15 protein-coding genes and 1 pseudogene are annotated in these 19105 nt (G+C 70.2%); 8 read left to right on the top strand and 8 right to left on the bottom strand.

The window, feature by feature from the left end:
- Positions 1-47: 47 nt before the first annotated feature.
- Positions 48-884 (bottom strand): helix-turn-helix transcriptional regulator, encoded by an 837-nt coding sequence (locus tag AB0B63_RS26165; RefSeq protein ID WP_244251533.1) that lies wholly within the window; start codon positions 882-884, stop codon positions 48-50.
- Positions 885-985: 101 nt separating this feature from the next.
- Here AB0B63_RS26165 and AB0B63_RS26160 point away from each other — a divergent pair, with 101 nt between their 5' ends.
- Complete coding sequence (locus AB0B63_RS26160; protein WP_208565000.1) at positions 986-1453, top strand: VOC family protein; 468 nt, start codon at positions 986-988, stop codon at positions 1451-1453.
- Positions 1454-1628: 175 nt separating this feature from the next.
- Here the strand turns inward: AB0B63_RS26160 and AB0B63_RS26155 are convergent.
- Both AB0B63_RS26155 and AB0B63_RS26150 read right to left on the bottom strand, forming a co-directional pair.
- A pseudogene (locus AB0B63_RS26155) lies at positions 1629-1790 on the bottom strand (IS6 family transposase); the annotation flags it as partial.
- A gap of 111 nt (positions 1791-1901) precedes the next feature.
- Entirely contained in the window at positions 1902-2594 is a 693-nt protein-coding gene (locus tag AB0B63_RS26150) for a TioE family transcriptional regulator (RefSeq protein WP_357023308.1), read from the bottom strand.
- Between the two features lie 80 nt (positions 2595-2674).
- On the opposite strand from AB0B63_RS26150, the gene AB0B63_RS26145 reads away from it, so the two are divergent.
- Positions 2675-4270, top strand: coding sequence for a DUF6194 family protein (locus AB0B63_RS26145; RefSeq protein ID WP_357023305.1), 1596 nt, complete (start codon positions 2675-2677; stop codon positions 4268-4270).
- 107 nt (positions 4271-4377) lie between these two features.
- On the opposite strand, the gene AB0B63_RS26140 is transcribed toward AB0B63_RS26145, so the two are convergent.
- Both AB0B63_RS26140 and AB0B63_RS26135 read right to left on the bottom strand, forming a co-directional pair.
- Entirely contained in the window at positions 4378-4857 is a 480-nt protein-coding gene (locus tag AB0B63_RS26140; protein ID WP_357023302.1) for a GNAT family N-acetyltransferase, read from the bottom strand.
- A 21-nt stretch (positions 4858-4878) separates the two neighbouring features.
- Positions 4879-5778: a zinc-binding dehydrogenase gene (locus AB0B63_RS26135; protein WP_357023299.1), complete on the bottom strand. Its 900-nt coding sequence runs from the start codon at positions 5776-5778 to the stop codon at positions 4879-4881.
- A 122-nt stretch (positions 5779-5900) separates the two neighbouring features.
- Here AB0B63_RS26135 and AB0B63_RS26130 point away from each other — a divergent pair, with 122 nt between their 5' ends.
- The 3 genes from AB0B63_RS26130 (at position 5901) to AB0B63_RS26120 (ending at position 9549) form a co-directional block, all read left to right on the top strand.
- On the top strand, positions 5901-6566 hold the full coding sequence (locus tag AB0B63_RS26130) for a TetR family transcriptional regulator (protein WP_357023296.1): 666 nt from the start codon (positions 5901-5903) through the stop codon (positions 6564-6566).
- A gap of 336 nt (positions 6567-6902) precedes the next feature.
- Positions 6903-8015 carry a serine hydrolase domain-containing protein gene (locus AB0B63_RS26125; RefSeq protein ID WP_357023293.1) on the top strand — a complete coding sequence of 371 codons (1113 nt, stop codon included), beginning with the start codon at positions 6903-6905 and terminating at the stop codon, positions 8013-8015.
- A 337-nt stretch (positions 8016-8352) separates the two neighbouring features.
- Positions 8353-9549 carry a serine hydrolase domain-containing protein gene (locus tag AB0B63_RS26120; protein ID WP_357023290.1) on the top strand — a complete coding sequence of 399 codons (1197 nt, stop codon included), beginning with the start codon at positions 8353-8355 and terminating at the stop codon, positions 9547-9549.
- Between the two features lie 253 nt (positions 9550-9802).
- On the opposite strand, the gene AB0B63_RS26115 is transcribed toward AB0B63_RS26120, so the two are convergent.
- The 3 genes from AB0B63_RS26115 to AB0B63_RS26105 all read right to left on the bottom strand — a co-directional run bounded on the left by AB0B63_RS26115 (position 9803) and on the right by AB0B63_RS26105 (position 13823).
- Positions 9803-9943 carry a hypothetical protein gene (locus tag AB0B63_RS26115; RefSeq protein ID WP_208564995.1) on the bottom strand — a complete coding sequence of 47 codons (141 nt, stop codon included), beginning with the start codon at positions 9941-9943 and terminating at the stop codon, positions 9803-9805.
- 619 nt (positions 9944-10562) lie between these two features.
- Positions 10563-13073: an FtsX-like permease family protein gene (locus tag AB0B63_RS26110; RefSeq protein ID WP_357023286.1), complete on the bottom strand. Its 2511-nt coding sequence runs from the start codon at positions 13071-13073 to the stop codon at positions 10563-10565.
- Positions 13074-13076: 3 nt separating this feature from the next.
- Positions 13077-13823, bottom strand: a complete 747-nt coding sequence (locus AB0B63_RS26105) for an ABC transporter ATP-binding protein (RefSeq protein ID WP_307798937.1) — start codon at positions 13821-13823, stop codon at positions 13077-13079.
- Between the two features lie 540 nt (positions 13824-14363).
- On the opposite strand from AB0B63_RS26105, the gene AB0B63_RS26100 reads away from it, so the two are divergent.
- The 3 genes from AB0B63_RS26100 to AB0B63_RS26090 all read left to right on the top strand — a co-directional run bounded on the left by AB0B63_RS26100 (position 14364) and on the right by AB0B63_RS26090 (position 19087).
- Positions 14364-15971, top strand: coding sequence for a cellulase family glycosylhydrolase (locus AB0B63_RS26100; protein ID WP_357023282.1), 1608 nt, complete (start codon positions 14364-14366; stop codon positions 15969-15971).
- 426 nt (positions 15972-16397) lie between these two features.
- Positions 16398-17228, top strand: coding sequence for an SAM-dependent methyltransferase (locus AB0B63_RS26095; protein ID WP_357023279.1), 831 nt, complete (start codon positions 16398-16400; stop codon positions 17226-17228).
- Positions 17225-19087 carry a bifunctional diguanylate cyclase/phosphodiesterase gene (locus AB0B63_RS26090; protein WP_357023276.1) on the top strand — a complete coding sequence of 621 codons (1863 nt, stop codon included), beginning with the start codon at positions 17225-17227 and terminating at the stop codon, positions 19085-19087. Before AB0B63_RS26095 ends, AB0B63_RS26090 begins: the two co-directional genes overlap by 4 nt.
- The last annotated feature ends 18 nt before the right edge of the window (positions 19088-19105 follow it).

The following is a 19105-nucleotide window of genomic DNA, read 5'->3' as shown; positions in this document are numbered from 1 at the left end:
CCAGTCCTGCCAATCTGGACGACCGGATCACGCCCCGGCATGCCAGGTTAATCAGGGCGAAGAGCCATTTCCTGGACACCGATAGTGGCCAGCAGGTCCAGTTTGCTTCGGGCGTCAGTGCCCGGTCGCGCCGTCAGCACCACGACCCGCAGATCGCTGTCCTGCGTCGGAAGAATGTTGGCGTCCAAGGCGATCTCACCAACCTCCGGATGGACAGCGGTCTTGTGCGCGCTTTCGTGAGCCGCGACGGTCGGACTCGCCCACAGTTCCCGGAACCGCGCAGTGCGGTTCAGTCGATCGATCAACGATGCGACATCGGGATCGTTCGGGTATCGGCCGGTGGTGGTCCGCAGGTCCGCGACGAGGGACTGCTCGAACCACACCCGTTCCGCCGCGGTCTGTCGGACCCGGGCGTTCCGCCGTTCGAACTGGGTGATCATGGCGTTCCGGTCCTCAGCGCTGGCTCGGCACGGGTCACCCCAGGTCGCCGCGAACAACGGGTTCCAGTGCAGCAACTGCCAGGCGGCGTCGTACACGGCCAGAGGGTTGGCGCTGAGCTGGTCGGTAACCCGGCGCACACTGATCGGGATCAACCTGGGAATGCGATCCGGGTTGGCGGTATGCCCAGCCAGACGCAGCAGGTGGGCCTGCTCCTCGTCGTTCAACTGCAACGCGCGAGCCAACGCCGAACACACCTGAGCCGACGGGGTCTTCGCCCGGCCCTGCTCGAGCTGCGCGACGTACTCGGTCGAGACGCCCGCCAGCATCGCCAGCTCGCCGCGGCGCAGTCCGACGACCCGCCGCGGTGCGTGGTGGACCAGCCCGACGGTGGCCGGCTCCAGTCGGTCTCGCCAGGCGCGGAGCGCGGCACCAAGGTGGTTCATCCTCTTCATGATCCCGTATCCGGTTGCCCGTGTCCTGGTACCAGCAGTACGAGGAAGATCTCTGACTCCCTCGGAACGTATCGGTGTAGGAGCATCGATGGATGCTCAAAGTGACGCGAATGAACCACATCGGCGTGCCCGTCAGCGACCTCGACCGGTCGGTGCGGTGGTACGAAGATGTTCTCGGGGTCGCCGCGAACGGCGTGACCATCTCGGCCGACAACGCTGCGCTCGGCGCCGTGGTGGAAGTGGAGAACCCCGCGATGCGCGCGGTGTTCTCGCTCGCCGGAGACAACGTCCTGCTGGAACTGATCCAGTATGACCGGCCTGTGCCGAAGCCGTTCGAGGGCCGCAACTGCGACGTTGGGGTGATGCATCTCTGCTTCGAGGTCGACGACATGGACACGGCGGTACGCCACCTGAGGGAGCGGGGCGTCCACCTCAACGCTGATCCGGTGATATTGGCCAGCGGTGACGGAATCCACGCTGGCGAGCTCGCCGGCACCAAGATCCTGTACCTGCGCGACCCGGACGGCATCCAGTTGGAGCTCTTCGAACTCACTCGGTGACCACACGGCACGCTACTCAGCCACGGGTAGGGCGGCCGCCGCAGGCTCAGGAACGCCCAAAACCCGATCCACGGATCGTGGGTTAGCTACGGTACGTGAATGTGTAGGTGGGCTCAGAGCGGCGCTATTGCATTGGCGGATCGGTGGGCACAGCGCGCCGCGTCAGCGGTATTGGTCAGATCGCTCGGGCCAGTTCGGTGAACGCGGCGGCCACCCGCAGCGTGGGCGGGACGGCGGTGGCGAGTTCGTAGCGTCCGCGTCGGAGGTTCTGAACGAAGGCGTGGCCGGTGACGATCGTCTGGGCGGTGCGGAGTCCGCGCATCGGTCCGACGAACGCCGACGACGGCGGAGACCAGGACCGGACGCGGGACGACAACCTCACCAGGCAAGGAGACCACACCAGCCAAGCTGAAATCGATCATGCTTCCCCCAGCGCAACAGACCCGCGTCAGCTCGAGGAGGACAGGTAGTCCGCGAGGCGGGCCGAGCCGGTGAGCATCGCCCGACCGCGATTCGTGATCCGCTCGCGCCACTGGTCGATCGACGCTGCCAGCGGGCCGGGGCCGCCGGCGGCGTGGACTTGCTCGATCACGGCCGCGATGTGCTGTAGTGGGTAGCCGCCTCGGCGCAGCAGGTGGGCGAGTTCGGCGTCGCGTACGTCGTCGGCGTGGTAGGCGCGTGCGGTCCGTGACCGGGTTGGGGCCAGGATTCCGGCTCGTTCCCATTTACGCAGGGTGGCCGGGGTGACGCCGAGCCGATGAGCGAGGACTCCGATCGAGACGGGCCGATCTGAGGCCAGCGTGGCCGGCGGGCCGGAGGCGAGCAGGACGACCGCTGAGGCGACTCGTTCCACGGTCTCCCGGTCGCGGTGCAGCTGTATGTGAGCGGTGTCGAGCACGGCCAGCGCCGTCGGGAGGTCATCGCCGAGCACGGATTTCATGATCTCCCCGGCGGCGCGGTGGCCGTATCCCGCGATGAGCGCGACGTAGGCGGACAGCGCGCGTACGTGGTCATCGGTGTAGACCCGGTAGCCGCTGGCCGTGCGGGCGGCGGGCGGGATCATCCCGGCCTGCTCGTAGTTGCGGACCGCCTGCGCGGACAGCCCGACTGCCCGGCCCAGATCCACCGGCCGGTACCGCACCGTTTGAGGCTTCACGTGGCAGTCTCCGAGCGAGAGATTGGTGAAGTTTCACAGGTTGGTTCAACGATACGGTCGAGGTCATGGCTTTCGACGCCGAGTTGCTGTCCCTTGTCCGTGCCCGCCGGCCGCACCTGCTCGCGATCGGTGAGCCCTACCACGGGGAGCCGGCATTCCCCCGCCTGCGTAACCGGATCCTCGAAACCCTCGTCGGGCACGGCTTCCGGTCGATCGCGATCGAATCGGACCGGGCCGCCGGCCTCGCCGTCGACGACTACGTCCAGGGCCGGCGCGACGAGGTGGACCTGAGCACCGGCATCAGTCACGGCTGGGGTGCTCACCCGGCCACCCGTGAACTGGTGGACTGGCTGCGCGAACACAACGGGAAACTGCCACCGGCAGAGCGCGTCACCTTCCATGGCTTCGATGCCCCGACCGAGATCACCGGTGCGCCGAGCCCTGGCCCGCTGCTGCGTGAGCTGTGCGAATACCTCGGCGCAGCGACGACCGACCTGGACCGCCTGGTCGGCGAGGAAGACCGCTGGAGCGCCCCGGAGATCATGTACGACGCGTCGCGTTCACCGGGCCGCTCACCGCAGGCCGCCGCGCTACGCGGCCTCGCCGAGGACCTGCGATCCCAGCTGTACGCCGACGCGCCCCATCTCATCGGCGACACCTCCGCCCAGGCCTGGAACCGCGCCAGGGTGCTCGCCACCACGGCGATCGGCCTGCTCACCTACCACGGCGCAATGGCCGAGCCGGGCACCCAGTCCCAGCGGATCGGCCGCCTGCTCGCGGCGCGGGACGCGCTGATGGCGCAGAATCTGCTCGACATCCTCGCCCTGGAACGCGACCGTGGACCGGTCCTGGTCTCCGCCAACAACGCCCACCTCCAGCGGCACCCGAGCCGGTGGGACACCCACTGGGATGGTCAGGACCTCGCAGCACAGTGGAACGGCGCCGGCTCCATCGTGTCGCCACTGCTCGGCGACAGATACCTGTACGTGGCCGGCAGCCTCGGGGCAAGCGGGCCGGTCGGCCTCGGCCAACCGGACGTCGGCACCTACGAGGAACGCCTCGGCCCGCAGAGCGGCATCTTCGCACCGCCCGTCGGCAGCGACCTGCGCCCACGCGCGACGGACCTGCTCGGGTACTTTCCGCTGGACGCGGCCACGGTCGAGACCTGCGACGCGATCCTGCACATCGGTTCGGAGCCCGGCGCGGCTGACGCGGCCCGGATCGCCGGCCGTCCCGCGGTGACCGAGACCCGGATCGAAGCGGCCTCGGAGATGCCGTCCTACACCTGGGGCGACCGGTTCTTCTTCGCCGGCGAGGACCGGATGCGGCCGTTCGCCACGATCGTCGGGCACGACGTGCCCGGTTTCGACGAGCGATCCCGGCTGTCCGAGCCGGGACGATACCGGCTCAACATCGAGGTCGGGCGGGCCGAGTTCCGCAACCTGTTCGGCTACGGGCCGGAGGAGTTTGCCGCGCACAGCGACACACTCGATTTCACGCGGACCGACCAGCTGATGCCCCATCCCGCCTACGCCGTGCAGGGCTGGGTCAGCGTGGTCAACCCAGGACCAGCAAGCGCGGACGAGGTAGAGCGACTGCTGGAACGGGCACGTGCCCGTGCCGCTGATCGCGAGCACCGCAGGAACCGGGGATCGAAGTAGGTGCTGGGAGAGCGCACTGGCTTCCACAGGTGCGTAGCCGGGAAGAGAATTCATGACGTCCTCCTTCCCGTGCATCCGGAGTGCGACGGTTGACGACACCCGCAGCCCTACATCTGGTCCCGGCGCAGTTGCAGGGCGGGGTGGCGGGGTGGTGCGAATCCGAGGGTCCGGTAGAGGCGTTCGCCGCCCGGGGTGGCGTTGAGGTCGACCACGCTGACCGTGGTGTCGTCGGCGAACCAGCGCAGGAGCGCGTTCAGGCAGTCCCGGGCGTGGCCGCGTCCGCGTGCGTGGGGCACGGTGCTGATGTTGAAGACGTGACCGCGTAGCCCTCCGGGATTGCCGGGTCCCGGCGCGTGCCGGTCGCAGAGGCCGGAGGCGTTGCTGACGATGCCGTGTTCGGGGTCTTCGATCACGAAGGCGGCGAACGTCTGCGGATCGTTCAGCGAACGGGTGAACCAGTCCAGGGCGGCGGCCCGCCACGGTGCCGTGGCGTCGCCGACGGGTGCCCCCATCGCCTCCAGCATGGTGACGCGGAGTCGTACCAGCGCAGCCGCGTCGTCGGGGCCGGCCCTACGTGGTCGTGCCATTGTTCGTCCTGCTCCCTGCGGCTACCGGCCGATGTCGAGGACGACCTTGCCGCGCACCCGTCCCTCGTTCAGCGCCCGGATCGTGGTGCCGGCGTCCCGCCAACTGTCGCGCCTGGCGATGTGCGGTGTCAGCGTATTGTCCGTGACCCGCGCGGCCAACCAGGTCAGGTCCTCGGACAGCCCGGCGTGGGCGCCCAGGAAGAAGGAGGTGATGGAGCGGTCGTTGCGCCCGTCGTGGCCGGAGAAGGCGAGGGCGGGGAAACACTCACCCGTACCGCCGACGTTGCCGACCGACACCAGGGTGCCGTGTTCGGCGAGTTTGTCGTACGCCTGCACCAGGGTTTCGCCGCCCACCACGTCGATGACGCCGGTCACCGCCCGGTCGAGCTGCCCGGGGGACCGGATCACCTCGTGGGCACCCAGTTCCCGTAGTTCGCCGCCGTGGGTGTCGGGGTCGCTGGTCGAGGCCGTGACGTGCGCACCGCCGAGCCGGGCCAGTTGCACGGCGTACCGGCCCACCGCACCGGTGGCACCGGTCACGAGCACCCGGCGTCCGATGATCGGGCCGAGTCGGTGCAGGGCGCGCAGCGCGGTCGTGCCGGCGACCGGCACCGTGCTGAGGGCCCCGAGGTCGGCGTTCGCCGGTGCCACGCCGATCCAGTCGGTGCGCACTGCGCGTAGCTCCGCCCAGCCGCCGGCGAAGCCCAGCGTCACCACCGGCGTGCCGACGGCCGGACCGGAACCGTCCGCGGCTGCCCGTACCACCACTCCGGCGGCGTCGTAGCCCGGCACGGCTGCGTCCGGGGCGTTGTCCAGGTACAGGTCGCCCGGATTGATGGAACTGGCGACGACCCGGATCAGGGATTCGTTGGCGGCGGGTAGCGGGTCGGGTGCCGAGCCGAGCCGGAGACTTCCGGGCACGGTGCGATCAACGAGCAGAGCTTGCATGACGTCGCCTCTCCGGTTGGACTTGCTCCCGAAGCAGAATGCCGCTGAGTGGCATTAGCCCGCAAGTGGCGTACGCCGCTCGGTAGTATCACCGCATGGCCACCGCGTCGTCGTCCTCCCCCCCGCCCCGGCCCTCGCTGCGGGAACGCAAGAAACAGCGCACCCGTGAAGCGCTGACGGACACCGCCCTGGACCTGTTCACCCAGCGCGGCTTCGACGGGGTGACGCTCGACGAGCTGTGCGACCGCGTCGAGGTCTCCAAGCGCACCTTCTTCCGCACCTTCGCCAGCAAGGAGGAGGTGGCGATGGCGCCCTACGAGGACCTGTGGAGAACGTTCCTCGATGACCTGGCGCTGCGGCCGGCCCCTCCCGGGCGGCCGGTCCTGCTGGTGTTGCAGGACAGCGTGCTGGCCGCCATGCAGATCATGGACTCAGGTGACTGGACCCGCCGGCTCCTGCTCTGCACGCAACTGGCCGGCAGGACCCCCGCGATCGAAGCCCACTGCCTGTACTTCTGCGACGTCACCGTCCGCGCCGCGCTCGACGTCCTGCACCGCAGGTTCGGTCTCGCGTCCGACGACCTCCGCCCCCGGCTGGCGCTGGACGTCCTCGTCGCCGCGTTCCACCGCGGACTCGAGACCTGGACCACCCGGGCACCCGAGGCCACCGCCGACCAACTGGCCGCCGACACCCGCGCCGCGTTCGCGGCGGTTCCCGGCGTCCTCACCCTCACTGCTGCGACCCCGGCAGAACGGGCCTGATCGCGGCGTGTCGCTGTCGACCGGTGTGGTCAGCGCGTTCGGGACGCCGGCGCGAGTCCCGTGACGGATCTTCGCCGACGACCGCAGTTCCAGGACGACGGGTGACTCCCGGCCATCCGTTCCGGTCACGCGCCGATCCTCGGTGTCGAGTTGGGGTGCCACCGCTACCGCGGCTGTCCAGCAGGCTGGATTGAGGGCTTTCGTGCGGTTCCGCAGACTCAGGTAGTTCGATGTCGTAGGACCCACGAGGAGCTGTTCAACGTGCCTACCGTCCCCTTCCCGAAGGATCGACCCACCCGGCGGCGTCTCCGTGCAGTCGCCATCACAGCGGTCGCCGTGACCACGGTCGGCGGTCTCGCGTTCACCGGCTCCGCCTCCGCCGGGCCGCCCGAGACCCGCCGCGACAGCATCCAGCAAGGTCTGGACAAGCTCGTCGGCACCGACCGGCACCCGGGCGCGCTGGCCGCGGTCCGCGACCGGCAGGGCCGGACCCGGCACTACACGGCCGGCACCGGTGATCTGCGTACCGGCGAGAAGGTGCCGGTGAACGGCAAGGTCCGCATCGGCAGCGCCAGCAAGATGTTCGCCTCGGTCGTGATCCTGCAACTGGTGGGCGAGGGCACGGTGAAGCTCGACGAGCCGATCGAGACCTACCTGCCCGGCCTGGTACGGGCCGAGGGCGTGGACGCCACCAAGATCACGGTACGTCAGCTGCTCCGGCACGACAGCGGGCTGCCCGACTACACCGATGCCATGTTCTCGGCCATGGGCGACCTGCTCACCTACCAGCACGTCTACCTTGAGCCCCGCGAACTGCTCGACCTGGCCAACGCGCGCACGGACGGCAGGCCCGCCGGCGGCGGCTGGTCCTACAGCAACACGAACTACCTCCTGGCCGGCCTGATCGCCCAGCGGGTCACCGGCCGCCCGTTCAACGAACTGGTCACCTCCCGCGTGATCGAGCGGATCGGCCTGCGCGACACCTACGCGCCCGGGGTCGGCGACAAGCAGATCCGCGGCCGGCACCCGCACGGCTACCAGCGTGACCCGGCGACCGACAAGCTGGTCGACTTCACGACGATGGACCCCAGCTGGGGTTGGGCCGCCGGTCAGCTGATCTCCACACCGGGTGACCTCAACACGTTCGTGCGGGCCCTGCTGGACGGAAAGCTGCTGCGGCCGGCCCAGCTGGCCGAGATGCGTACGACCATCGCGGCGTACCCGGCGGGCCGCAGCTACGGACTCGGCCTGTTCCGCATCGAGCTCAGCTGCGGTGCGGTGGCGTGGGGCCACGGTGGTGACATTCCGGGCTACTCGACCGCCAACGCGGCCACCGACGACGGCCGCGCCGTGACCGTCGTGGTGACCTCCCTCAACGGGTCGGTGAAGGACGGGTCCGTCGGCGCGGACCGGGACGCGCTCGTCGACGCCGCACTGTGCGGGCGGTGACGGCGGTCGCGAGAGCGACTCACTACGCATAGCGCCTGGGTACGGTGTGTCCACACCGTACCCAGGTTGCGTTGGCGTGGTGCCGGTCGGCGCGGGAGGGTTTGCTCCGCCCGGCAGGCGATGCCGATGGTGAGCCCCGACCTGCCCGCGTTCGAAGACGATTCGGCGCACATTCCGATGCCCGACCCGGCCATCGGCCGCTGGTGTGCTCCCGATCAGATCGAGTAGTGCTGGCTGTACCGGTGTCGGGTAGTGCGGGGGATCGTGCGGCGTGGATATGCAAACAACACTGAGTGGGTCAGCGCGAATCAAATAAATGGGAGTTCCCGTGTTCAGTATGGTGAATCGTCCGACGCGTGAGTCGCGTTCCACCGGCGGCTGGCGCCGGGGTGTGATCGCCGCAGCGATGGTCTCGGTGGCGGCGGCCGGCGTTGCGGTCGCCGGCGTGGCGTCGGCGGACGTGTCGAAGGCAAGCACCGGCAACGGCCGGGACAAGACGCTGCAGGCGGCACTGGACGCCGCGGTCGAGGACGGAACGCTTCCCGGGGCCCTGATGTCGGTCCGGGATCGGCACGGACGGGTCACCAACTACACCGCCGGGGTGGGTGACATCCGGACCAGGGCGAAGGTGCCGACCGACGGATACGTGCGGATCGCCAGCAACACGAAGATGTTCACCGCTGTGGTCATCCTCCAGTTGGTGGGGGAGGGCAGCATCGCGTTGACCGATCCGGTGGAGAAGTTCCTGCCGGGTGTGATCCGGGGGACCGGTGCGGGCGCGGCGATCGACGGCCGCCGGATCACCATCGAGCAGCTGCTGCAGCACACCAGCGGGCTGGGCACCTACACCTTCCTCGACAAGGGGATCCTGCCGATCCGGAACCGGTTCTTCGAGCCCCGGGAGTTGCTCGACTCGGCCCTGACGCAGCCTCCGACGTACACCCCGGGTGAGGACCCGGTGTGGGAATACAGCAACGCCGGATACGTGGCACTGGGTCTCGTGGCGCAGCAGGTGACCGGCCGGCCGCTCGCCGAGGTGATCACGGACCGTATCCTGAAGCCGGCCGGACTCCGGGAAACCTACTACCCCGGCCCGGGGCAGCGTGGCATCCGTTCACCCCACCCGCAGGGCTACCTTTTCGCCCAGGACGGCAAGCTGCTGGATATCACCCGGTTCGACCCGTCGATCGCCGGTGCGGCGGGGCAGATGATCGCGACCCCGACCGACATGAACAAGTTCCTGGTCGCCCTGCAGGATGGCCGGTTGCTCAAGCCACGCGAGCTGGCGAACATGCGTCGGACGGTGTCGGCCCCCGGCTTTCCCGAGGGGTGGAGCTACGGGCTGGGCACGATCAGGTTCGAGCTCAGCTGCGGGGTGACCGCGTACGGCCACGGCGGTGACGCCGACGGTTTCCAGAGCCGCGTGGGGATCACGACCGACGGCCGGGCGGTCACCCTCGTCGGAACGAACGACGACGCCAAGGTGGAGGAGTTGCTGGCCCTGTTCGACAAGGCGCTGTGCGCCGACAGGTGAGATCGACCTGCCTTCTCCGGGCCGGCGCGGTGGAATCCACCGCACCGGCCCGTTTCCCTGTGCCCTGCTGGTTCGCCGCGCCCGGGGTTCGCCTGGCCGAGCCGGCCGGCCCGCCGTGGGTGCGGCGGTCGGCCTCCCGGGCAGGCGGTGCAACGCAGGACGGGCGCGGCTACGGACGAGGATCTCGTCGTGACCGCGCGGGACGACCTGGTTCTGAAGGGCCCGGTCGGGGCGTACCTGTTTCGAGGGCGGCTCAGCTGCGGTAGGCGCGATGCAGGAAGTACAGCCCGGCACCCACACCGCCGAGCAGCAGTGCGGTGCTGCCGACGTGGCCCCACCAGTGGTCCAGCAGACCGTCGGCCAGCGTGCCGGAGCGCAGCAGTTCCTCCGTCACGACGGCTGCCGCGAGGACGGCAATCGCAGCGGCGATCCACCCCCGGCGGCCCGTGTTCCTGTCGCTCGTCATAGCTGAGGTCGTCTCCCTGTTTTCGTTTCGACGGTATCGTGCCGCAGCCCGGGCTGGCGGTCCCGGCGGTCCTGGTGCTGTCGGCCTATGTCGAGCAGGCATTCGCCACCGAGTTGCTCGCCGGTGGCGGTGAACGGCTCGGTTACCTGCTCAAGGAGCGGGTCGGCCGGGTGGAGGAGTCCCTCACCGCCCTGCGCCGGGTCGCCGGGGGTGGCACCGCGGTCGACCCGGAGGTGGTGGGGCAACTGCTCGCCCGCAGCCGGCCGGACACCGTCCTGGGCCGGCTCACCCCGCGTGGGCGTGAGGTGCTGTCACTGATGGCCGAGGGACTCGGCAGCACTGCCATCTCGGAGCGGCTGTTCGTCCCCGGGGGGGCGCGGTGCACGAGAACATTCGCGGCATCTTCTTCGCCAAGGACGATGAGGGTGGCACCGCTGCGGCCATGTGCTCAGGCCCGTCGTCGCCCTGACGTCGACGGGCGGGCCCGTGTTGCGGGCCCGCCCGTCGCGCGTGTTCGGCCGATCCCCGACCGGCCGGCCGTGGCCGGCTACTCCTTGATGCCGATGCCGGCGACCGGAGGGACGCGGAGCAGTCGGGCAACCGGCAGGATCGTGGTGAACAGCGCCAGCAGCGTCGTGCCGCCGATGATGGACACCCATCCCAGCGTCGGCACGTAGGGCACCAGCTGCCCGGTGAGCGTGTGCACGATCGACACCAGGGTGACGGCGGCGATGGCTCCGCCGATGAGCAGCGAGACGCCGAGCAGGCCGGTCTGTTCCGCGTGGACCATCCGCTTGACCTGCTTGCCGGTGACACCGACCAGGCGCAGCAGGGCCAGCTCGCGGCCCCGGGCGAGGGCGGCCATGACCATGGTGTTCGCCGCGGCGAGAGCGGCGTAGCCGACCATGATGCCGATCAGGAGCTTGTTGAGCCAGGCGCTCAGCGCGAGGTCGTCGGCGAGCTGACCGCTGACGTCGGCCGTGTTGGTCACCGAGCTGCCGGGGTACTGGCCGATGACCTCGTCCAACGCGGCGGAGATGTCCTTGCCGGGCTCGGTGCGTACCAGGATCCGCTCGTAGCCGGCGACGGCGGTGTGCCCGTCGACGACGTCCTTGACGACGGTGACAGCGCCGAACGCGAAGCCCCGGTCGTAGATCGCCACGACGCGCAGGTCGGCGGGTGTGCCGTCGCCGAGCCGCACCGTGACCTGGTCGCCCACCCGCCAGCCGCTCGACTCGGCCTGCAGGGTCGATGCTGCCATGGCCGACCCGCGCAGGTCCGCCAGGCTTCCGCTGCGGACCTTGAGGTCCATGGTGAGGTCGAGGCCCTCCGGGTCGATCGCCTGCGCGTCCGCGCCCTCGACGGCTCCGTCCGGGATGATCGAGGTGTTCCGTACGCCGGTGGCCGCGAGCACACCGGGGATGTCGCGGATCTGCGCCAGCATGGTGTCGGGCAGTCCGGTGGCGGAAACCACGGTCTGCTGGGCCAGCACCCCACCATGGTTCTCGGCGACGATCTGCTTGTCCAGGTTGTCCTGGAGGAACCAGATCGAGCCGCCGAAACCGACGGACAGCACCAGTGCGGTCAGCACCGTGACCATGCCCTGGGCGTTGGCGCGGAGGTTCGCCGCGGCGAGGTAGCCGCTGTCGCCCCACACCCGCCGCAGCACCGGGGCGAGCAGCCGGGCGGCGGCCCGGTTGATCCACGGCCCGAGCAGGGCGACCGCGAGGACGAGCAGGCACAGCAGACCCATCGCGGGCCCGAGGGCGGCGGTCCCCTTCGCCGCGCCGGTGAGGGCGATCAGGATGAAGCCGCCGGCCAGGGCGGCGAAGCCGAAGATCAGGCGAAGTACGCCGTTACGGCCTGATTCCACGGCGATCTCACCGAGCGCCTCCGTCGGGCGGATCCGCACCGTCCGACGCGCTGCGAGCAACGCCGCACCGGTCGCCACCGTGACCGTTGCCACCGTCACGGCGATCGCCGCCCAGCCGCCACCGCGAACCGGGAAGGTGTCCGGGATGAACGCCCGGTCCACCAACTCCTGGTGCAGCCAGCGGCTGGCGAGCCAACCGACGGGCACACCGATGACTACCGACAACAGGCTGAGCAGTCCCACCTCGGCGAGGATCAGGCGGGCGACCTGGCCGGGGGTGGCGGCGACGGCGCGCAGCAGGGCGAGGTCACGGCGGCGGTGCCGGACCGCGAGCCCGATGGTGCCCGCCACCACGAACATGACCAGCAGCGCGACGTAGCCGCCGAACACGCTGCCCAGCTGGACCAGCATGAGGGAGGCCGTCTGGTCCGCGGACTGTTCCAGCAGCCCCCGCTCGTCGCCGGCGTAGGCCTTGACGCCGGCTTCGGCGGCCAGCCGGCGCACGTCGGCCACCACGGCCGGGGCGGCACCGGGTTCGGCCAGGACGGCCACCGCGTCGACCTGTCCCAGCCGGGGGTGGATGACCACCGCGTGCGCGTCGGTGAAGAACACCGCGGGTGGCGCGTGCGGGTCGGGCCGGGGGCCCGCGTGGCGGACGAAACCGCTGACCCGGTACGTCCGTGCGCTGCCGTTCACCAGGACCGGCACCTCGTCGCCCGGAGCCACCGAGGCGGCAAGACGTTCGTCCAGCGCGACCTCGGTGTCGCGGGTGGGTCGGGCACCCTTGGTCAGCTGGTACGGGGTGATGGCGGTGCTGCTCCAGCCGTGGCCGGTGGCGGCACCGTTCGGCAGGATCGCCGGCACCGTCCGGTCGGCGACGACGGCGGCCACCCCCGGCAGTTGCCGGATCTGGTCGACCATCGCGGCCGGGACGGTTCCGCCCTCGGGCAGCGCGACGGTGTTCGTTTCCTTTTCGCCGAGCATGGTGGAGGTGAGGGTGATGTCCCGGTTGGCGACGACGACGTCGGCGGCCGCGTAACGCTGTGGGGCGGCGGTGAAGCGCAGGCCGGACTCCACGAGCACGCCCAGCGACATCAGAATCAGCACTCCGGCGGTCATCGCCAGGAGGGTGGCGGCTGCGCTGCCCTTGCGGTGACGCAGCATCTGTCCGGCCAGTTTCAGCACGGGTCAGCCCTCCTGCGTCAGCTGCGGACGACGCCCGAGCGTCGCGAGATGCTCGGCGATCCGCTCCGCGCCCGGCTGCGGCATGTCCTGCACGATGCGCCCGTCGGCCAGCACCATCACCCGGTCGGCGTAGGACGCCGCCACCGGGTCGTGCGTGACCATGATGACCGTCTGTCCCGCCTCGTCCACCACCGAGCGCAGCAGGGCCAGCACCTCACCGGCGGTCTGGGTGTCCAGCGCGCCGGTCGGTTCGTCACAGAAGATGACCTCCGGCCGGGTGGCCAGTGCCCGGGCGATCGCGACGCGTTGCTGCTGCCCGCCGGACAGTTCCGAAGGGCGGTGGGACAGCCGCTCGGTGAGCCCGACCCGGTTGACGATCTGCTGTATCCAGAGGGGGTCCGCCCGCTTTCCGGACAGCCGCAACGGCAGCGTGATGTTCTCCTGCACCGTCAACGCTCCGACGAGGTTGAACGCCTGAAAGACGAACCCGATCTCCGACCGCCGCAGCTTGGTCAGTTTTGTCTCCGACAGCTTCGACAGTTCCGTGTCGCCGACCCACACCAGGCCGCTGGTCGGGCGGTCCAGACCCGCTGCGGTCTGCAGCAACGTGCTCTTGCCCGAGCCGGACGGGCCCATCACCGCGGTGAACGTCCCCCGCTGAAAGGCGGCGTCGACTCCGGCGAGCGCGGTCACCGCGTGCCGATCCCCGCCATAGACCTTGCGCAGTTGCTGGACCCGCACCGCCGCCACTGGCGTCTCTCTGTCAACTGTCGACCCGGATTCGAGTCGTGCACTATTAACCGACATCGCCGGACTCCCATTTTCGTTGATTTCTTCTGCAGAGAAACCATATTTTTGGGAATCGCCTCCAGCAATCCAGGTGGCGGGCCGACCGAGGTAGCGCTGGCTGTACCGTCAGGGCCCGGTGCCGTCGTCAGGCCATCGCCACGGACCCGTCCGGGCGCGAGCCGGCCCGGCCGGACATCCGGCCCGCGAGCCGGCCCGGCCGGACATCCGGCCCGCGAGCTGGCCCGGCCGGACATCCGGCCCGCGAGCCGGCCCGGCCGGACATCCGGCCCGTGAGGCGTTCCTCCCCGGCGGCTCCGGACGGTGCCCGTCGCGCGTCCGCCATGGCCCCTGACGGGCAACTGTGCGGCGACGACCTTGATTTATCGATGTGTATGCATCTATCCTTTGGCGGCCCGTCGGCTGCCGGGACAGGCAGTCGAAATATCGTCGAATCGCTTCGACAACCCAGCGTGACTATGGGCTCGAAGACGGGAGACTCTTGTGAAATCGACCCTCAGGAAGGTGCAGTTCGCCGTGCTCTCCGGCGTACTGGCGCTGGCCGGCTCCACCGCCGTGCTGACGAGTTCCGCCTCGGCCGACAGCATGGCCCAGGTGAACGCCACCCAACTCGTCGCCGACATGGGGGCGGGCTGGAATCTGGGCAACGCCCTGGAGGCCAACGCCAACGGCATCCCCAGCGAGACGGCCTGGGGTAACCCGGTCGTGACCCAGGCGTTCATCGACCGGGTCAAGGCGGCGGGCTTCAAGACGATCCGCATCCCGGTGTCCTACCTGGGCAACATCGGGTCCGCCCCGAACTACACGATCAACTCCGCCTGGCTCAACCGGATCAAGGAAATCGTCGACTACGCCTACGGCCGCGGCCTGTACGTGCTGATCAACATGCACGGCGACGGCTTCAAGACCGTCAACGGCTCGTGGCTGATCTGCGACTCGTCCAACCAGACGACGATCCGGGACAAGTACCAGAAGGTCTGGCAGCAGATCGCGACCAGGTTCCAGAGCTACAGCGAGCGACTCATCCTCGAATCCATGAACGAGGAGTTCGACGGGCAGTACGGCAATCCCACCCAGCCGTGCTACTCGAACATCAACGCCTACAACCAGATCTTCGTGGACACGGTCCGCCGCACCGGCGGGAACAACACCTCCCGCTGGCTGCTCGTCCCCGGCTGGAACACCAACATCGACTACACCGTGGGCAACTACGGCTTCGCGCTGCCGACGGACCAGTACCGGTCGTCGTCCGTGCCCGCCAACGAGCAACGGCTCATGATCTCCGTGCACTACTACGACCCCTGGGACTTCGCCGGTGAGGAGAACGGCACCATCACGCAGTGGGGGCCGAACGCCACCACTGCGTCCCGGAAGTCGACCTGGGGTCAGCAGGACTACATGGACGGGCAGCTGAAGAAGGTGCGCGACACCTTCGTCTCACGTGGTTACCCGGTCTTCGTCGGCGAGTACGGCTCGGTCGACAAGACGTCGGCCGACCCGACGAACAACAGGTACCGCGCGGACTACGCGCGCACCCTGGTGGCCGCCGCCAAGAAGTACGGCGCGGCCACCGCCTACTGGGACAACGGCTACAACGGGGCGTACGGCTTCGGGCTGTTCAACCGCAGCAACGCCACGGTCACCCAGCAGGGCATCATCGACGCCATCATGAGCGCCGTCGGCGGCACCACCCCCACCACGCCGCCGACCACCACCCCACCCCCCACCACGACCCCGCCTCCGCCGACCACCACCCCGCCGCCCACCACGACCCCACCGCCGTCGACCGGGCGGTCCTGTGCGGCGTCGTACACGGTGACCGGTCAGTGGCAGGGCGGCTTCCAGGCCGAGGTGCGGGTGACCGCCGGCAGTTCGGCGATCACCGGTTGGACGGTGACCTGGACGTTCGGGAACGGGCAGCAGGTGACGCAGGCGTGGAGCGCGACGCTGGCCACCAGCGGCCCGACCGTCACCGCCCGCAACGTCGGCTACAACGGAGCGCTGGGTGCCGGTGGCAGCACGACCTTCGGTTTCCTCGGATCGTCGGGTGCCGTCAACGGCGTACCAACGTTGTCCTGCGCGGCGAGCTGAGCAGGCCGTGAGCTGACGGGCCGGGCGTCACGGACGCCCGGCCCGTCGGTCCTACGCACACGAGATGCAGTGGCGGGCGGACGGCCGCACGGCGGGTCGTTCCGCACCGATCGGCCGCTGGCGGCGCGCGCAGCTCCCGAAGGTCTGCGCCCCCAGCCTGAGCAGGACGTCGTCGCCCGTAACCGCAGCAGCGCCTCCCGGATCATCTGCCCAGGTTGGTACCGGACGTGGCGGTCGTACGGCTCCCGGCGGCGGGCGTGCACCGAGGTCTTCGACGCCGGGATCGGCCGGCCGGTTGGGCAGCACCACGCCGACGGTCAGGCCCCCGCCGACACCGGCACACCCGTCGACCTGCGGACCGGCGTAGGGATCTCGGCGCGGTGCAATGGTGGCAAAGTTCCGATTATAGTGGCGGCGGTCTCGTCAATGCGTGGTGCTGGAAGGGTGGCGATGGAACGGCCGGAATGGGCACCAGCAGATGTGGATCTCAGCCGGCCGAGCGTGGCCCGAGCCTACGACTACTGGCTCGGCGGCTCGCACAACTTCGAGGTCGACCGGGAGTTCGCCCGCCAGGCACTGGCTGCGGTGCCCGATCTCCGCCTGGTCGCGCGGGCCAACCGCGAGTTCCTGCACCGGGCGGTGCGGTTCATGCTCGACGAGGGGATCCGTCAGTTCCTGGACATCGGGTCCGGTATTCCGACGGTGGGCAACGTGCACGAGATCGCCCAGCAGGTGGACCCGCACTCCCGGGTCGCCTACGTGGACATCGACCCGGTGGCGGTGACGCACAGCACGCACATCCTCGCCGGCCAACCGAACGCGGTCGCCCTGCTCGAAGACCTGCGCCATCCGGAGGCCATCCTGGACCATCCGGAGGTCCGCCGGCTGTTGGATCTGGACCGACCGGTCGGCCTGCTGCTCGTCTCGGTGGTGCACGCGGTCCCCGACCACGACGACCCGTACGGACTGATCAGGCGGCTGTGGACCGCGTTGGCCCCCGGCAGTTGCGTGGCGATCAGCCACGTCACCACCGACAGCCGGCCGGACGAGATGGGCGAGGGCGCCCGGCTCAGCGGCCGGACGAACACCCCGGTCACCGCCCGGACCCGCGCCCAGGTGGAGGACTTCTTCACCGGCCTTGACCTGGTCGAACCCGGCGTGGTGTGGTCCCCGCTGTGGCGTCCCGAGTCGGAGGCCGACGTCGGCGAGCACCCGGAACGGATGAGTTTCTACGTCGGAGTCGGACGCCGCAGGTGAACGACCGGCCCGCCGCCGACGGGGCCGACGACCGGCCCGCCGCCGACGGCCGGGGCGTCGGGGAGTTCGTGACGGCGTGGGCCACGGCCCTGCACCGGGCCCACTACGTGCCGATCAGCGCCGAACAACGGCACCGCATCGTCACCGGGCTCGCGGACCGCGTGGTCACCGCGGTTCTCGCCGGACCGGGCGGGCCCGGCGAAGGCCGTCGGATCGGTGCCGACCTGGTGGCGGCCGGCTTCGGGTCGCCGGAGGCGCTCGGTGGGACGATCGCGGTCCTCACCTCGCGGCTCCTCGGCGACCTCGGCGTCGCCGCCGACCCCACCCGGACGGCCCGGCTGAACGACCTGCTGGCGGAGCTCGCGACGGGCTTCACGTCGGCCGCGCACGACCACAGCCTGCGGGCCCAGGACACGGTCCGGCTTGCCGCGTTGGCCGCCCGCACCCAGGCCGAGGAGGCGTTACGGGTCAGCGAGGTCAGGTTCCGCCGCTTCGCCACGCACGACCAGTTGACCGGACTACCCAACCTGACACTGCTCACCGAGCAGTTGGGACGGCTGTCCACCGCCGAGGCACCGACCGACCGGGTCGGGGTCTGCTGCCTCGACGTCGACGACTTCGCGGCGGTCAACGACGTACTCGGGTACCAGGTGGGTGACCTGCTCCTGCGCGAGATCGCCGCCCGGCTCGGCGCGCTCGCCGACGGGCGGTTCGACCTGGTGGCGCGGCTGGACAGCGACCGGTTCGCGATCCTGGTCCGCGACACCACCTGCGCCGGGGACGTCGTCAAGATCGCTGATCGGGCGCTCGCCGTGCTCGCCGCCCCGTTCCGGGTCAACGGCACCGAGGTGCCGCTGACGGTGAGCGCCGGGGTGGCCGAGGGCACCGTCGCCGACGGCGGCGCCACGCGCCTGATGCGCGCCGGTGAGATCGCGCTGCACTGGGCCAAGGCGGACGGCAAGGCCACCCTGCGCCTGTTCGACCAGGACCGCAGCAACGCCGACGCCGAGCGTTACCGGCTGTCGGCGGCCATGCCGGCGGCGCTGCGACGGGGCGAGTTCACCGCCGCCTACCAGCCCGTCACCGCGCTACGCTCCGGGCGGCTGGCCGGGGTGGAGGCCCTGGCCCGCTGGCGGCATCCCCAGCTCGGGCTGCTGAGCGCCGCCCGCTTCATCGAGCTGGCCGAACGCACCGGCCTCGTGGTGGCGCTCGGCAGCCAACTGCTGGAGCAGGCGTGCCGGCAGGCCAGCCGTTGGCAGCGGATCCAACCCGGCCTGTACGTGAGCGTGAACGTCTCGGTACGCCAACTGCACCGCACCGGCCTCGCCGGGGAGGTGGCGCAGATTCTCGACCGGACGGGTCTGCCGCCGCACCTGCTGCACCTGGAAGTCACCGAGCAGGCGGTGATCGACCTGACCGGCGTGGTGACGCAGACCCTGGCGGCGTTGATGCAACTCGGCGTCCGGATCGTCATCGACGACTTCGGTGTCGGCTATGCGAATCTGGCCAACCTCCGCTCCCTGCCCCTGTACGGCCTCAAACTCGACGCCAGTCTGACCCGGCCGTCGGCGCAGCCGGCCCGCTGGCCGGGGGCCCGCCGCCCCGGCACGGACGACGACTTCCTCGGCACCGTCGTGTCGCTCGGGCACAGGCTCGGTCTCGTCGTGACCGCCGAGGGCATCGAAACCACCCAGCAGGCCCACCGGCTGACCGCGGCCGGGTGCGACAACGGGCAGGGTTGGCACTTCGGTCGTCCGGTGCCACCCGACGAGATCACCGCCGGCATCGTCGCGCAGCAGCACCGCGAAGCTGTGCCACCCGGCCCCGAGCTGCCGGTGATCCCGGTCCAGCGGCGCTGACGCCCCCGCCGGCCGCTG

The sequence above is a fragment of the Micromonospora sp. NPDC049081 genome, from assembly GCF_040648835.1.
GTDB lineage: Bacteria > Actinomycetota > Actinomycetes > Mycobacteriales > Micromonosporaceae > Micromonospora > Micromonospora antibiotica.
Note: the sequence above shows the minus strand (reverse complement) of the source record. Positions and strands in the feature narration are given on the sequence as shown.

Bases quoted from the DNA above. Each gene is read 5' to 3' on its own strand.
- AB0B63_RS26165 (WP_244251533.1), bottom strand. From the start codon at position 884: ATGAACCACCTTGGTGCCGCGCTCCGCGCCTGGCGAGACCGACTGGAG.
- AB0B63_RS26160 (WP_208565000.1), top strand. From the start codon at position 986: ATGCTCAAAGTGACGCGAATGAACCACATCGGCGTGCCCGTCAGCGAC.
- AB0B63_RS26145 (WP_357023305.1), top strand. From the start codon at position 2,675: ATGGCTTTCGACGCCGAGTTGCTGTCCCTTGTCCGTGCCCGCCGGCCG.
- AB0B63_RS26140 (WP_357023302.1), bottom strand. From the start codon at position 4,857: ATGGCACGACCACGTAGGGCCGGCCCCGACGACGCGGCTGCGCTGGTA.
- AB0B63_RS26130 (WP_357023296.1), top strand. From the start codon at position 5,901: ATGGCCACCGCGTCGTCGTCCTCCCCCCCGCCCCGGCCCTCGCTGCGG.
- AB0B63_RS26120 (WP_357023290.1), top strand. From the start codon at position 8,353: ATGGTGAATCGTCCGACGCGTGAGTCGCGTTCCACCGGCGGCTGGCGC.
- AB0B63_RS26095 (WP_357023279.1), top strand. From the start codon at position 16,398: ATGCGTGGTGCTGGAAGGGTGGCGATGGAACGGCCGGAATGGGCACCA.